Origin of the sequence: Perspicuibacillus lycopersici (assembly GCF_025660475.1) — a bacterium.
Taxonomy (GTDB): domain Bacteria; phylum Bacillota; class Bacilli; order Bacillales; family Caldibacillaceae; genus Perspicuibacillus; species Perspicuibacillus lycopersici.
The window spans coordinates 619,418-634,732 of record NZ_JAOUSF010000001.1 but is presented as its reverse complement, the minus strand read 5'-3'; the positions used below and the strand labels follow the sequence as shown (position 1 = coordinate 634,732).

Sequence of the window (15,315 nt, the reverse complement as noted above, 5' to 3'; positions counted from 1 at the left end):
TCTTAACAATTACGTACCATTCGTATAAAGACAGCCTTATTTATTGGCAATGGTACTATTTGGAAGTTTTGTATCCGATAATTATCCCCCCTTTTTATGACAAAATATGATAAGCTAATAACAAAATAGTATCAAAATGGCAAGCAAGAGGTGAGCGAGCATGTTGAGAATTGACGAAAAAGTCAATATACTCCTGGTGGATGATCGACCGGAAAATTTATTAGCTTTAGAAGCTTTTCTTGAAAAGGAAAATCACCAGTTAATTCGTGCAAATTCTGGAGAGGAAGCATTGAAGCAATTATTGAAATATGAATTTGCCTTAATTTTATTAGATGTTCAAATGCCAGGAATGGATGGATTCCATACCGCAAAAATTATAAAAGCTCGGGAAAAAACGAAAGATATTCCGATTATATTTATTACAGCAAATCATTTAGATGCTGAGCATATTTTCATGGGGTATACGGTAGGAGCGATGGATTACATATTGAAGCCTTTTGACCCAATGATATTAAAAGCGAAGGTTGAGCGATTTGTTGAAATATATTTAATGAAAAAGCAATTAATGCAGCAAACAAGTATGCTGATAGAGAATGAACAAATCATTTCCCATATGGCGAATCACGATTATTTAACGAATCTACCGAATCGTAGATTTTTTTATAAGAAAATTGGGGAGTATATTCTTCAATCAAAAAAACAAAATCAATCCTTTGGTTTACTATATTTAGATATGGACCGATTCAAATATATTAATGATTCACTTGGTCATTTAATGGGAGATGAAGTTCTTAAAGAAATTGCTAATAAATTGAAGAAAATAATCGATAAAAAGGATGTTGTATTTCGATTTGGTGGTGATGAATTTATTATCATTCTACCAGAAACCGATCGGGAGGGAGCGCTTGAAGTTTCAGAGAAAATATTAGAAACTTTTAAAAAACCATTACTTATCGAAAATTACGAATTGTTCATCACGACGTGTATTGGTGTGAGTATTTTTCCTTATGATGGGGAAGACGCTACATGGCTGTTGAAAAATGCGGATATTGCTTTATATCGTGCAAAGAAGAAAGGGAAAAATAAATATACTGTTTATCATTCTGGTATGAATATGCAATCCTATCGATCATTCATGCTTCAAAATGATTTAAGAAAAGCAATCGAGCGACAGGAGCTAGAAATCCTTTTTCAGCCACGAGTGGACACAAAAACCGGCAAAATTGTAAGTGCCGAAAGCTTACTTCGCTGGAATCATCCAAAATGGGGAATGCTGTTCCCAAATGAGTTTATTCCTTTAGCTGAAGAAACGGGAATTATTGTTGAGATTGGTGAATGGGTAATTCGACAAGTATGTGAACAATTAAGGAATTGGATGAATATCGGAAAACCATTAATCGGAATATCGATAAATTTTTCGGTACAACAATTTTTCCAGAAAAACCTCATTCAAAATATTAAGCAAATCCTCATCGAAACGAAGGTACCACCAGAGTTAATCGAAGTAGAGGTAACTGAATCAACGTTTTTAAAAAATGAGGAAAATAGTCTCCTTGTTTTACGCGAGCTTCGTAGTATAGGATTTCAGATTAGTTTAGATGATTTTGGAACAGGTTATTCCTCGTTAAGCTATTTGCGGCATTTTCCATTTACAGCATTGAAAATTGATAAGTCTTTCATACAAGAAATGAACGTAGACCCATCTCTTGTTTCTACTATTATTAAATTGGGAAACAGTTTAAAGCTATCTGTCGTTGCGGAAGGAGTAGAAACAGCAGAACAGTTTAAGCTCCTCAAAAACTACAATTGTGATGAAGTTCAAGGCTATTTATTTAGCCCGCCGATAAATCTAAACGAGCTAGAAGCTTTAATTGCGACAATGAACAATGATAAGACTGGGGCACAGACAGTTGAACAAATAAATGAACGGATTATTCCATATCCAAAAAAAATGCTGATAAGCGATTCACCTCAAAAGGAAAATGTACTTATTTCTGCATTAAATAATTTGAAGGAGATGTATTCCATTTCTTCACGCGAGATTGAGGTTTTCGAGCTAATATTAGCAGGCTTGAGTAATAAGGAAATCTCTAGTGCATTATTTATTAGTGAGCATACGGTAAAAAATCATATTACAAAAATCTTTCAAAAATTGAATGTCACCGATCGGGTACAGGCAATGGCGATGGTGTATCAAAAATGGATCGACTTCCAGGACAAGTCTGCACATCAGTAAAATGTTAGATTGATAAGCCATTAAGTTATAGAAAACCTAGGGTAGAGGGGAAAAGGCCTTGAAAATTAAATCGAAATTATTGCTAGGACTAAGCACCTTACCAATCCTGCTTATTATCATGGTCGGGATTGGTAGGTTCCAGATAGCAACTTATGATCGAATGAATGACACGTTACAAACGAACTATGAAATGTCGATATTAACAGAGAAAATCCATACAGAAATTAAAGATGAAGCAATTATTTTACGTAATCTTTATATTAATTCTGATGAATCCGTTATCAATCAACTAATTCAAAACATGGAAGAGGATAAACAATCTATCGCTGAAAATATTAAATTGCTAGAAACAAAGGTTTATAGTGAAGAACAAAAGCAACAAGTGGAAGCATTGATTGAAACGAATAATAATTTTATTACGTATAGTGAGAATGTTATTCAATTAATTCTAGATGGCAATAAGCAGGAAGCACTAACATTAATTGATGAACGGTCTAAAGATATTCATGAGGATTTCTTTCGAATTATATCAACTATCACTTCAACCTTTGAAACGGATATGTATTCCACATTCGAACAAGTTAGTAATGAATTTACCCGAGAGCTCATTATTGAAACTAGTATATTAGCTGTCTGCATTTTATTTATTATGTTTTTCTTACTACGAAATGTTTGGACACTTTCTACACGTTTAAATAAGGTTGCAGCAAATATGCGCAATATTGCTGACGGTACGCAAAATTTTACTTCTAAGGTAGAAGTTCTATCAAATGACGAAATTGATGAAGTAGCAAAATCCTTTAATAAAATGGCAGAAGCATTAGTAGAGCAAAGAGAAAGAGAAACCAATCTTATATGGACTAAAACTAATATAACTGATATTACAACAAGTTTAACTGGTGCAAAAAGTTTAGAATCGCTTTCGAAAAAACTTTTATCTATGGTTGTACCATTAGTGCAAGGTAGCTATGGAGTCATGTACATAGAGGAGAAAAATGAGCTGACGAAAACACCGCAGTACAAATTAAAGGCATCCTATGCATTAAAGGAAAGAAAGCACTTAACAAATACCTTTGAACCAGGAGAAGGATTGGTTGGACAAGCTGTTTTAGAAAAGACACCAATTATCCTTACTAATGTGCCGTCTGATTATATTACAGTAAAATCTGGACTTGGCGAAGCTGTCCCGGTTTGTATTTATGTATTACCGATTATGTTTGAAGATCAAGTAATTGCTGTACTAGAATTAGCCTCCTTCCAGCCATTTAGCGAAAACTATCAAAGCTTCCTAGAAGAATTAATAGGGGAGCTTGGGATTATTGTGCACAGTGTTAGAAGTAGACTAGAGTTAGCGAATTTACTAGAAGAAACCCAGGCATTAATGGAAGAAATTCAAGCCCAGTCAGAAGAGCTTCAATCCCAGCAGGACGAACTAAAAGCAACAAATGAAGAGTTAGAGGAGCAGACTGCTGCCCTTCGGAAGTCAGAGGAAAGACTTCAGTTACAACAGGAAGAATTGGAACAATCTAATGTAGAACTAGAGGAAAAATCCAAAAGCTTAGAAGAACAAAATAAACGATTTGAACAAAAGAATTTTGAATTGGAACGAGCGAAGGCAGATTTAGAGGAAAAAGCAAACCAATTATCATTAACGTCGCAATATAAATCTGAGTTTCTCGCAAATATGTCTCATGAATTACGGACGCCATTAAATAGTATGTTAATCCTATCGAAGTTACTTGCAGATAATTCGAATCATGCACTTTCCGCAAAACAAGTTGAATATGCAAAAACAATTTATGCTTCAGGTAATGATTTATTGGCATTGATAAATGATATTTTAGACTTGGCAAAAATTGAATCCGGTAAATTACATGTGAATCCAAGTAAAGTATATTTGTCCGATATAATGGAATTCGTGAGAAATAGCTTCACACCAATTGCAAATGAAAGAAATTTATCCTTTACAATTAAGATAAACAAGGGGATACCAGAGTATATTTATATTGATCAGTTAAGACTTCAACAAGTATTGAAGAATTTATTATCCAATGCATTTAAATTTACTCATGCAGGAGGAGTGACGTTTGAAATCGGGCAAACAACTGCCTCTAGTAATCAGCAGGAATTTACCTTTGCAATAACCGACACTGGTATCGGGGTTCCGAAGGATAAACAAGAGCTGATATTTGGTGCATTTCAGCAAGCAGACGGTACAACCAGTAGAAAATATGGTGGTACTGGACTTGGTTTATCAATCAGTAGAGAGATGGTAGAATTATTAGGCGGAAAAATTACGATAGACAGTGAAGAACAGAAAGGAAGCACCTTTACGTTTATCGTCGGAAATTATCAAGAGCAAAGCACCTCGACGAGTGAAGTATTTCGTGCACGAAAAGAGGTAGCGACAGCTTCTAGTGATGTAAAAGAAGCTATTACCGTAAGAAAAGTCGAACAGGGTGAGCAACAGCTAGTGTATGAGGAAGAAAATACCCATATTAAGCGACTATTAATTGTAGATGATGATAATAGACATCGGAATAGCTTAATGGAATTAATTGGGGAAATGGATTTTATTATTAAGGCGGTTTCCTCTGGCAAAGAAGCAATCGAGCAATTAAAGGATAATTCCTTTGATTATCTTATTTTAGATTTAGGATTACAGGATACAACAGGCTTTGAATTATTGGGGAAAATTGCAGAAATGAAGAGTAACGAAATGAAGATAATCATTTATACTGGCCGTGATTTATCTTCCAAAGAGGAATATTACTTAAATCAATATTCACACACTATTATTATAAAAGATGTGCATTCCCCAAAACGGTTACTAGAAGAGTTAAATTCTTCTTTAACGAATAGCGAGAATGAGCAGAATAAACGGTTCAATGATGTAACTACTAATCTTCAGCTAGGCCTAGATGGGAAGAAAATTCTCCTCATCGATGATGATATACGGAATGTTTATGCATTATCTAGTATTCTGGAAAACTATGGAATACATGTTACATTTGCAGAAAATGGTCGCGAAGGATTAGATATATTACAGGAGAATACCGCTTTTGACATCATTTTAATGGATATTATGATGCCTGAAATGGATGGATATGAAGCGATAACAAACATCCGAGCAAATGACCAATTAAAAAATATTCCTATTATTGCGCTAACAGCAAAGGCGATGAAGGGTGACCGAGAAAAATGCTTAGCGGTTGGTGCTTCTGACTATATCGTAAAACCAGTAAATCCAGACCAATTGATGGCATTAATTAAGGTATGGATAGATTAACAGATTAACAGGAAAGGAATCAAATCATGGCAGAAATGGATTTTGATAGGTTACAATGTGCAAATGATTCCAAGGAAGCATTAGAAAAATTAGAAATCAACCTGCTTTTGCAAGGAATCTTTCATTGGTATGGGCATGATTTTCGCAATTATTCCTATCAATCAATAAGAAGGAGAGTTTGGCATCGGGTTCATGCCGAAAAATTATCAACTATTCTTGAATTGCTTGATGTGGTTTTACATGATGCGGATTGCTTACAAAGGTTGATTGCTGATTTTTCGATTAATGTGACAGAAATGTTCCGGGATCCATCCTTCTTCTGGCATTTCCGCAAGCAAGTGATTCCATTATTAAAAACGTATCCCTCGATTCGTATTTGGCATGCAGGCTGCTCAACAGGCGAAGAAGTATATTCAATGGCCATCTTGCTTCACGAGGAAGGGATATATGATCGGACAAAAATTTATGCAACAGATATGAATGCGAAAGTATTAAAAACAGCGAAAAACGGTGTTTTTCCAATCGAACATATGAAGAAGTATACAAAAAATTATTTTGAAGCAGGGGGAACAGTATCGCTTTCAGATTATTATACGGTGTCCAACAATGGTGTGAAGTTCCATCCATCTTTATCGAAAAATATCGTTTTTGCGCAGCATAATCTTGTGACAGATCGCTCCTTTAACGAGTTTCATGTCATTCTATGCAGAAATGTATTAATCTATTTTAATCGCAGCTTGCAAAATAAAGTCCACAATCTTTTTTATGAAAGTCTTGGGTTATTTGGAATTCTAGGTCTCGGCGATAAGGAAACCATCTACTATACTGAGAAAAAGGATTGCTATGAGGAAATTGTCCATACGCAAAAATTATATCGGAAAACTAAGTAATAATAAAATATTGGACAGGAAAGAGGGATAGCAAGCTATCCCTCCCAGAGCAGAGTATAGGCAAACTCGAAGAGTTTGCCTATACTCTATTTTCTTTTAAAATAGAATGATGTAAATAGCGTAGGTTGATTGGAACGAAGGGTAGAAGCTTTCTGCGGGCGGGGCAGAGTCGCTTCCCTCGCTGCGCTCAGTCCAGGGTCTCGACTTTCCCGCTTTTCCCGCAGGAGTTGCCACCCACCGTTCCAATCAACCTAAATTAAACGAAATAAACTAAAGGATGAACGAAACAAACAATTTCCATATTCTTTTCATCCAGTTACGGATGAAAAAGGATTTGTATTACGATTCTATCGCAGTGTACCGAAAGTAAAAACTATCAAAAGCTTATACAACGTCATATTTGGTGGTCACCTTAGAAGAGGCAGAACATCTACGTCAAAATGATGAAATCAAACAAATATATACGAGATGCAAAGAGACGATTGAACGTGTTATTGCAGATGCAAAGGAAAAGCATGGTGTTCGATGGACAACCATAGGCGGTCTTAAAAATTGTCTATGCAGGCAATGCTTATGTTTGCTGCCAAGAATTTGAAAAAATTAGCAAATTGGACTTGGCAACTTGCTTGAGAGGGCTAAAACTAGTTGATTGGAGCAGGTGTGTTTGATTTCTGGGGTTTAGCGTTACAGGCGGAGACCCACAGGAGCGTCAGTGACGAGGATGCTCGGCGAACGCCTCACGGAAAGCAAACACTTGGAGCGGAAATCAGCATATTTTAACCGCAATTCCATTTAAAAATGACAAAAGACATCCTCTCGATGCCTTTTGTCGGCAATCTGAGAGGGATAGCAAGCTATCCCTCCTTTCAATGAAAAATTATATATGTTTGAAACATAAATAGAAGAAAAATTTAAGCATTCAAATTCTTCGTCGAAACCTCTAAATTACCACTATGCTTTACAAAGCTAAGACTAATTAATGCAAATACCATACTAATAGTGGAAGCCGCAAAAAGAATGCTGTAATCCGTCAACTCAATAATTTGTCCGAATACTGGTGGGCCAGTGATCGCTGCTAAAGAGGAAACTAAATAGTACAATCCTGTTCGTGATCCGATACTATGCTCACTACCAGTGGAAACAATGAATGGATAGGAATTAATATTAATGCATGCCCAAAACATTCCACCGATTAATAAAAGAATCCGTAGCAATAATACCGAATGAATAAAGGTAAGAGATAGGAAAATAGTACCAAGTCCGATGACACCAATCATAATAATTTTCTTTTTCCCAAATTTCGCACCAAGCCATCCACTAGGAAGCGCGAACAAAACGAAGGTCAACGAGAAAAAGGTTAGCGAAAACGTTGCAGCACCATCACTCATTCCAAGTTCATTTGTAGCGTAAATAGTAAATAATGATTCCATTCCTTGGTAGGCTACAAACCAAAAAAATATTGCCAATAGCAAAAAGATCGTTGGTCTATTAAACTCTTCTTTATAATTAATTTTTTGCTTCATATGCTTTGTATATTCAATGGTGTCTCTTTTTTCATTAATGTTACGTAATAAAATAAAGAGAGAGAGTAGGATAATTCCACTAGCAGCTAAAAATGGAATAGGTTGACCTAGTTCATAAAGCTTGGAGCCAATTGCAAAAGCAATGATTGCACCAATTCCACCCATGAAATTAATGATTCCATTTGCCTTCGTGCGATTTTGCTCTGGTGTAATGTCTGGCATTAGAGCGATAGTAGGGGAACGAAATATAGCCATTGATAAGTTCATCGCGACCATAAAGAATAATAATGTTGGAAGGCTGACATAAAATGGGACAAGTGCTAAAAATAGAGCCGCCAGTGGCATTCCTATGATTAAATACGGCATTCGTTTACCGAAACGAGTATTTGTTTTATCACTTTTATGTCCAATATATGGCTGCAAAAATAATGCAATATAATTATCAATTGTCATTAAAAAACCAATTAATGCTAAGTTCGATAATAAATCCTCTAAAAATAATGGTACAAAAGCATTATAAAGTGCCCATGCGATACTAATACTTAAAAAACCAAAACCTAATAGGAATGTCTTCTTCATTAGAAATCTCCCTTTCATTGGGTATGTATAGGTCCATTTATTCAATTTTAATCTATTGGATGGTAGTTTGAAAGCGCTAATTTATTAATTTTTGTAAATTTTTTTCGTTTTTTGTCTATTTCTAAACTTAAGAAGGAAAATATAAATTTTTAGTGTATCAAAAAAGAATGTTTTTAGCCCTTTGAATTTAAGATTGGTGCCTAATCATAAAAAAATCTATCCATTACTTCGGATAGATTTTTTCATGCTGACGTTATAATATAGGAGAAAGTAGCCGGGATATTTGTTCTTTGAAGCGGATAATTAATGGACGTTTTAAGTATTCCTGGTAGGTTAGCTCACGAGATTTTTCGATATCTTGTTTATAAATATCGGCAAGTCGTTTTGCTGTTTTTCCATCATACATGAATGCATTAACTTCAAAATTTAATTTGAAAGAACGAACATCAATGTTTGCTGTCCCAACAGAAGCAGCGTCCTCATCTACTACAATCATTTTTGCATGAACGAATCCATTTTCATAAATATAGATTCTTGCCCCTGCTTTTAACAACTCGCCAATATAAGAGTATGTCGCCCAATAAACAAACATATGATCTGGTTTATTAGGTATCATAATTTTTACATCTACTCCAGAAAGTGCAGCAATCCGTAATATATCTAAAATAGTTGCATCTGGAATAAAATACGGTGTTTGAATATAGATCGATTTTTTTGCTGTAGCAATCATTTTAATATAACCATGCTTAATCTGTTCCCATTCAGAATCTGGTCCACTTGTCACAATTTGGATCGGAACATTACCGGTATGTTTGATTTCAGGAAAATAATTTTTTGCATAATATATATCATTGCGGTTAGAAGCTTGGTTCCAGTCTAATATGAATCTGATTTGCGTAGCGTGGACGGCGTTTCCTCGAATTCTCAAGTGAGTATCCCGCCAAAAGCCAAATTTTTTATTTAGTCCTAAGTATTCATCACCGACATTAAATCCACCAACATAGCCAATATTTCCATCAATGATTACGAGCTTCCTATGGTTACGATAATTCATTCGTAAATTTACAAATGGAATTTTTGAAGGGAAAAATACTTCTACTTCGCCTCCAGCTTTGATTAGCTTATTAAAGGAACGTTTCTTTATTCTACGTGAACCCATTTCATCATATAGAATCCGGACTTTAACACCTTCCTTTGCTTTACGCGTAAGCAGGTCAATCAGCTTCAATCCTAATTGATCATCGTGGAAAATATAATATTGTAAATGAATATGATCCTTTGCATTCTCTATATCCTTAAATAAGGCAGTGAATTTTTCATTTCCATCGATAAATATATCCACCTCATTATCTTGAGATAAATAGGCATTGTTATTGACTAAAAATAAATAGATTAAATCCCGGTGAATAATTGCTTCATCTGTTTTAAACGGATATTTCTTCGCTTTTATTAGATTCGTTTGCTCTTTAATCAAATCCTTAAAGCCTATTTTTTTCAGATCGTCCCAAACAAACAGTCGTTTTCTTGTTAAGTTTTGACCAAGCATTAAATAAAGAATAAAGCCAAGCAACGGAATAAAATATAGAACAAGAAGCCAAGCCCATGTAGAACTCGGATCCCGTCGTTCCAAAAGTACGACAACACTTGCCAATATAAAATTCAGAAAAAAAATAATGCTAATAATAATTGTTAAAATGTTCATATATTGTACTCCTATAAATCAAATTAAAATCAATGACGGTGCATCTAAAAGAAAAAAGATGAAAGCTATCAACACGTTCATCCAGATTATCGTAACATAAAGACAAAAAATGATAAATTAATATCATAAATGACAATTTATTATCATATCATTTACTAACTAAATAAAAATTATCAGCAAGAGAAAGGGAAATCAGTTTCCATTAATTAGGTAAAAAGACGCTTTTTTAAAGGATTTACAATTAGTAAAATATATTAAACTAATAAAAAAACATACGAACTTATTTTAAATATTCCCAATAATTAACTTCGACATTTTTTTTGAAAAAATGATAATTTTTATTTAATTATAATTTTTGGTTTGCTATAATGAGAGTATCTATTAATCTACATATATCATGCATTCGCTAGAAAATTCAATTAATAATAGTTTAATGCTTTCTTAGAAAGGGTGGGGAAATGGGTACACTATTTCACGGTGCAGAGGAAACACTAGATGTTACCAATATAGAACAGGTATTTCAAATCTTTTCATCTGTTTTTAATAGTGTTGTAACAAAAGGAGCCAATCAAGGTGTTTTACATTATGTATCAGAAAATGTTACATCCATCCTTGGCTATACACCCGAAGAAATGAAAGGTAAAAGGATAACATCCTTTTTACATGAAAAAGATCGGAAAGATATTTTTATTAACTGTAAAAATACTCCGTTTGAGCAAAAGGAAGATAAGCTATTTACGGTACGGCTAAAGAAAAAAGATGGTACTTATTTGTGGACAGAAATTACTGTCATTACTTTAAGGTTTTTGGACATTCCAATGAAATCAAAGGAACAATTGTATATCATTAAGGAAGTTCCTATTGATAAGGAAGAAAATTTATTACAAAACGATAAATTGGCAGTAATTGGGCAACTGGCAGCAGGTATTGCTCATGAAATTCGGAATCCATTAACATCCTTAAAGGGCTTTATCCAGCTAATGCGATCAGATAAAAGCTTTAATGAACAGTATTTAAAAATTATGGATAACGAAATAAATGTAGTAGAGTCCATTTCCCGTGAATTAATGGTATTAGCGAAACCGCAGCCAGAGGATTTTAAATTATGTGATATCCAAACGATTTTTGAGAATTGCATGACATTACTTGAAGGTGAAATTTTCCAAAAACGTGTAAAAATTATTCGTAAATATAGTATGGAGAAAATTACTGTTTTATGTGACGAGCAAAAGATTAAGCAAGTGCTAATTAATTTAGTAAAAAATGCCTTGGATGCGATGGAAGGGCCAGGAAATATAACGGTTAAAATTAGCAAAAGAGGAAATCATGGAGTTATTTCGATAAAAGACGAAGGAGTCGGAATTCCTAACGAACTAATTGATAAATTGGGCAAACCATTTTTCACTACAAAGAGCAATGGGAATGGTTTAGGTCTCATGATGTCCTTTAAAATTATTGAAGAACATAATGGTAAAATTGCAGTAAAGAGTGAACCTGGAGTTGGAACGGTGTTTACCATTTCGATACCTCTTCATGATTAAAGTTTACGAACACAAGGAGAAAACATCATTTTCATCGGGAATAACATTGAATTAATTTGGGAAGAGTTGTATTATTAGAATTGATATTATTTTTCCAGTAGTCATAAAAAGGGAGATGACCCATTTTGAATCTTGGATTTGGAGAAATTGCTGTCATACTCATTGTTGCTTTACTTTTATTTGGTCCTTCTAAATTACCGAAACTAGGTAAGGCAGCAGGTGAGACGCTTCGGGAATTTAAAAAGGGAATGAAGAATGTAATAGAAGACGATGATGTGAATAGTAAAAAAACGGATTCATAAAAAACACCATTTTGGTGTTTTTTTTTGTAGAGAAAAGTAGAAAGCCCCCGAAAGACGGGGGCTAAGCCATATTTATTTAGTTTTTATTAAAAATGTTGTCCACCAGAAAGTTGTTGTTGAGACATTTGTACTAGTCGTTTTGTGATTTCTCCACCAACAGATCCGTTAGCGCGAGAAGTAGTTTCTGCTCCAAGATTTACGCCAAATTCACTTGCAATTTCAAGTTTCATTTGGTCTAATGCTTGTTGAGCTCCTGCTACTAATAATTGGTTTGAGGAATTGCTTCTGTTAGATGCCATATGTTGTACTCCTCCTAGAATAATTTTTTTTGGTTGGGTTAGCTGGACTTACACCAGCGAGCAAAGCATAATTGCTGTTGCTACCAATTCTGGTTTAACCCATCGTATAAAAGTGTTAGCAAAACCTTTTCGGTAATGTTTGTGGGGTTTTGCTGTTTACATTTCATATTGTGCTTAAAAACTTAAATAATATTCTTTTTTATTAATAGGAAATTAATTCCTTTTATCTATCCTTTTATCCATACGGTTAAAAAGATTTTTTCCTTGATTTTAATAAGGAAAAGCTTAGTAATAATTTGATGTCTCCTCCTTTTGTTTATTACAAATAATTGCAATCAATGAAATTTCATTGGAAAACATATTCTTTTTCTCTTGTGGCAAACTACTTTTACCATTTGGAAAAGCGAAGGAGAGAAAAGTGAATGTCGATTTGTCCGATTTGCAATGGTTATGGGAATGTATCTGCAGCTTGTCCGAAATGTTCCGTGGATATGCAGGATCAAGGGAAAATTAGTGATTTTTTTGATGATTACAGTCCGTATATGGAAATTGATTTAATGAAATTAGAGGATGGATTTCCTCACAATTATAGTGAAAGTCAATGTGTCCATTTATATCAATGTCCCAATTGTGGGGAAGAACAAACATTTTTTATCCAAGAATAGTGTGAGGGGATAATTACCATAATGATAGACAAAAGAAAAAAACCCACCTGTTAAGATGGGTTTACAGTATTTATTACTCGTTATTTCCTTTAATTCTTTGTTCTGTTTCTACATCAAAGAAATGAGCTTTATTCATATCAATTGCAAGACTAACCTTTTGATTTGCTTTAATATCAGAGCGTGAATCTACACGTGCAACAAAATCGTGTCCTGCAACAGAAGAGTAAAGCATAATTTCTGCACCAGTTAATTCAGAAACCTCAATTTTTACATTGATTTTGGAGTTTGGAGATGATTCTAAGAATACTGGCTCATCATGAATATCTTCCGGACGAATACCGAATACAACTTCTTTGCCAACGTATCCTTTGTCTCGTAACATTTTCATTTTTCCTTCTGGTACTTGAAGTTTTGTATCCCCAAGAACAAATGATCCATCTTCTAGTTTTCCTGTAAAGAAGTTCATTGCAGGAGATCCAATGAATCCACCTACGAAAATATTTTCTGGATTATCATATACTTCCTTAGGAGATCCTACTTGTTGGATAACTCCGTCTTTCATAACAACAATACGAGAAGCCATTGTCATCGCTTCTGTTTGGTCATGGGTTACATAAATAGTCGTTGTATTTAGACGTTGGTGCAATTTTGCAATTTCAGCACGCATTTGTACACGAAGTTTTGCATCCAAGTTAGATAAAGGTTCGTCCATTAAGAATACTTTTGCATCACGTACGATTGCACGACCTAGTGCAACACGTTGACGTTGACCACCAGACAATGCTTTTGGCTTACGATCTAAGTATTGTTCAAGTCCAAGAATTTTCGCAGCTTCTTTCACACGACGATCGATTTCGTCTTTTGGAAATTTACGAAGTTTTAATCCGAATGCCATATTGTCATATACTGACATATGTGGGTATAATGCATAGTTTTGGAATACCATTGCGATATCACGATCTTTTGGAGGAACGTCATTCACACGTTTTCCATCAATCATGAAATCACCTTTTGAAATTTCTTCAAGTCCAGCAATCATCCGTAATGTAGTTGATTTACCACAACCAGAAGGACCAACGAATACGATAAATTCTTTGTCTTTAATATTTAAGTTAAAATCAGTTACTGCTGTTACCTTATTGTCATAAATTTTATAAATGTGATCTAATACTAATTCTGCCATTTTATTGACCTCCTATAACAAAAATGAAAACGGTTTCTACATGTTCAAGTTTAATGAAAATGTTTTCATATGTGTATAGGCAACCTGCACAAAGAAAATTTATTTTTCTTCGTCAAGTTGTGCAAGCCTACGAGATTTCAATGACTTTCCCCATACAAGCAAATAAAGTAAACGGAAATTGCCCCTTGAAAGCCTTTAATATCGATAGAAGTTCTTTCAATAAATTTGTCGATTCGATACTGCAAGCTATTACGATGTAAGTAAAGCTTTTTTGCTGTTAAGCTTGTGTTTGAATTGTTTTCTAGGAACATTTTAATAGTTGAAAGTAATTCCATATCATCCTGGAAGATTTCTTTCCATTCTTTTTGTAATAATTGTCCTAATTGTTCACCTTTCGTTGCCATGATTACTAAAGGAAACGATTTTTCGAAAGTGAAAATATGCTCTTTAGGCATCATCGATTTTGTCGTATGAAAATAGTGCTGCTCACGATGAAAATAGTCTTTTAACCAGTCATTAATATAGGCAAATCGTCCAATATACAGATCTACAAGAAAAGAAAAATCGGAAATAATTGCCTCGGTCAAGGAAAGAAAATCAGATGAAACGAGGACATCTTCTGATTCTTCTTCAATTACTACGCCTGTATGATCATTAATCCAAACAATGATTAAATCCTTTTGGAAAAAGGATTGAATAGCTTCGGAAAAGTTGTGCTGATTCTCTTTTTTGTCCAAATGGAAGTGTATTAAGCGATACCGCCTGTCCGATGTACTTGGAGGAGTTCCATTATCCACAAGAAACTCATACCAAAGCTTCTGACTTGCGCTATAATTTAGTAAGACGGGAGCGTTTTCAATAAGCGTATAGATGGACTCCAGCAATAGCTTTTCTCTTTCTGTAATACTTGTTTTTGGCATACCGATATAACTGGAGGTTTTTGCGTCATAAAAACAGAGATAATCTGCTTCTGTAATAGGGGAATCTTGAATAATCGCTTCTGGAATGATCGCTCGAATATTTTTTAACATAGTACTCCTTCCTAACACCAACAGATATACTTCTAATAAATAGATATGTTTTTATCATTGTAGTGCTGATTGGTG

Annotated in this window: 11 protein-coding genes and 1 pseudogene; 7 read left to right on the top strand and 5 right to left on the bottom strand. The window is 34.3% G+C overall.

From position 1 onward, the window contains the following. Positions 1–160 precede the first annotated feature (160 nt). From OEV98_RS03080 to OEV98_RS03065, 4 genes and pseudogenes are all read left to right on the top strand, one after another. Positions 161–2,236, top strand: a complete 2,076-nt coding sequence (locus tag OEV98_RS03080; protein ID WP_263071731.1) for an EAL domain-containing protein — start codon at positions 161–163, stop codon at positions 2,234–2,236. Positions 2,237–2,294: 58 nt separating this feature from the next. Beyond that, the gene (locus OEV98_RS03075; protein WP_263071730.1) at positions 2,295–5,525 is read left to right on the top strand and encodes a response regulator; all 3,231 of its coding nucleotides are present in this window, start codon (positions 2,295–2,297) and stop codon (positions 5,523–5,525) included. 35 nt (positions 5,526–5,560) lie between these two features. Then, positions 5,561–6,415, top strand: a complete 855-nt coding sequence (locus tag OEV98_RS03070; RefSeq protein WP_263071950.1) for a CheR family methyltransferase — start codon at positions 5,561–5,563, stop codon at positions 6,413–6,415. Between the two features lie 347 nt (positions 6,416–6,762). After that, positions 6,763–7,045 (top strand): annotated as a pseudogene (locus tag OEV98_RS03065) (transposase); the annotation flags it as partial. Positions 7,046–7,326: 281 nt separating this feature from the next. Here OEV98_RS03065 and OEV98_RS03060 read toward each other — a convergent pair. Together OEV98_RS03060 and cls are read right to left on the bottom strand one after the other, a co-directional pair. Then, positions 7,327–8,517: an SLC45 family MFS transporter gene (locus OEV98_RS03060; protein ID WP_263071729.1), complete on the bottom strand. Its 1,191-nt coding sequence runs from the start codon at positions 8,515–8,517 to the stop codon at positions 7,327–7,329. 253 nt (positions 8,518–8,770) lie between these two features. Next, a complete protein-coding gene (gene cls, locus OEV98_RS03055; RefSeq protein WP_263071728.1) occupies positions 8,771–10,219 on the bottom strand; it encodes a cardiolipin synthase in 1,449 nt (482 codons plus the stop codon). A gap of 458 nt (positions 10,220–10,677) precedes the next feature. Between cls and OEV98_RS03050 the strand changes: the two genes are divergently transcribed. Together OEV98_RS03050 and OEV98_RS03045 are read left to right on the top strand one after the other, a co-directional pair. Then, a complete protein-coding gene (locus tag OEV98_RS03050) occupies positions 10,678–11,760 on the top strand; it encodes an ATP-binding protein (RefSeq protein WP_263071727.1) in 1,083 nt (360 codons plus the stop codon). A 125-nt stretch (positions 11,761–11,885) separates the two neighbouring features. Then, a complete protein-coding gene (locus tag OEV98_RS03045; protein ID WP_263071726.1) occupies positions 11,886–12,062 on the top strand; it encodes a twin-arginine translocase TatA/TatE family subunit in 177 nt (58 codons plus the stop codon). Between the two features lie 86 nt (positions 12,063–12,148). On the opposite strand, the gene OEV98_RS03040 is transcribed toward OEV98_RS03045, so the two are convergent. Next, the gene (locus OEV98_RS03040) at positions 12,149–12,361 is read right to left on the bottom strand and encodes an alpha/beta-type small acid-soluble spore protein (protein ID WP_263071725.1); all 213 of its coding nucleotides are present in this window, start codon (positions 12,359–12,361) and stop codon (positions 12,149–12,151) included. Between the two features lie 422 nt (positions 12,362–12,783). Here OEV98_RS03040 and OEV98_RS03035 point away from each other — a divergent pair, with 422 nt between their 5' ends. Beyond that, positions 12,784–13,026 carry a hypothetical protein gene (locus tag OEV98_RS03035; protein ID WP_263071724.1) on the top strand — a complete coding sequence of 81 codons (243 nt, stop codon included), beginning with the start codon at positions 12,784–12,786 and terminating at the stop codon, positions 13,024–13,026. 73 nt (positions 13,027–13,099) lie between these two features. Here OEV98_RS03035 and OEV98_RS03030 read toward each other — a convergent pair whose 3' ends face one another. Both OEV98_RS03030 and OEV98_RS03025 read right to left on the bottom strand, forming a co-directional pair. After that, positions 13,100–14,209 carry an ABC transporter ATP-binding protein gene (locus OEV98_RS03030; RefSeq protein WP_263071723.1) on the bottom strand — a complete coding sequence of 370 codons (1,110 nt, stop codon included), beginning with the start codon at positions 14,207–14,209 and terminating at the stop codon, positions 13,100–13,102. A 137-nt stretch (positions 14,210–14,346) separates the two neighbouring features. Further along, positions 14,347–15,240, bottom strand: a complete 894-nt coding sequence (locus OEV98_RS03025) for a PucR family transcriptional regulator (protein WP_263071721.1) — start codon at positions 15,238–15,240, stop codon at positions 14,347–14,349. Positions 15,241–15,315: the final 75 nt, after the last annotated feature.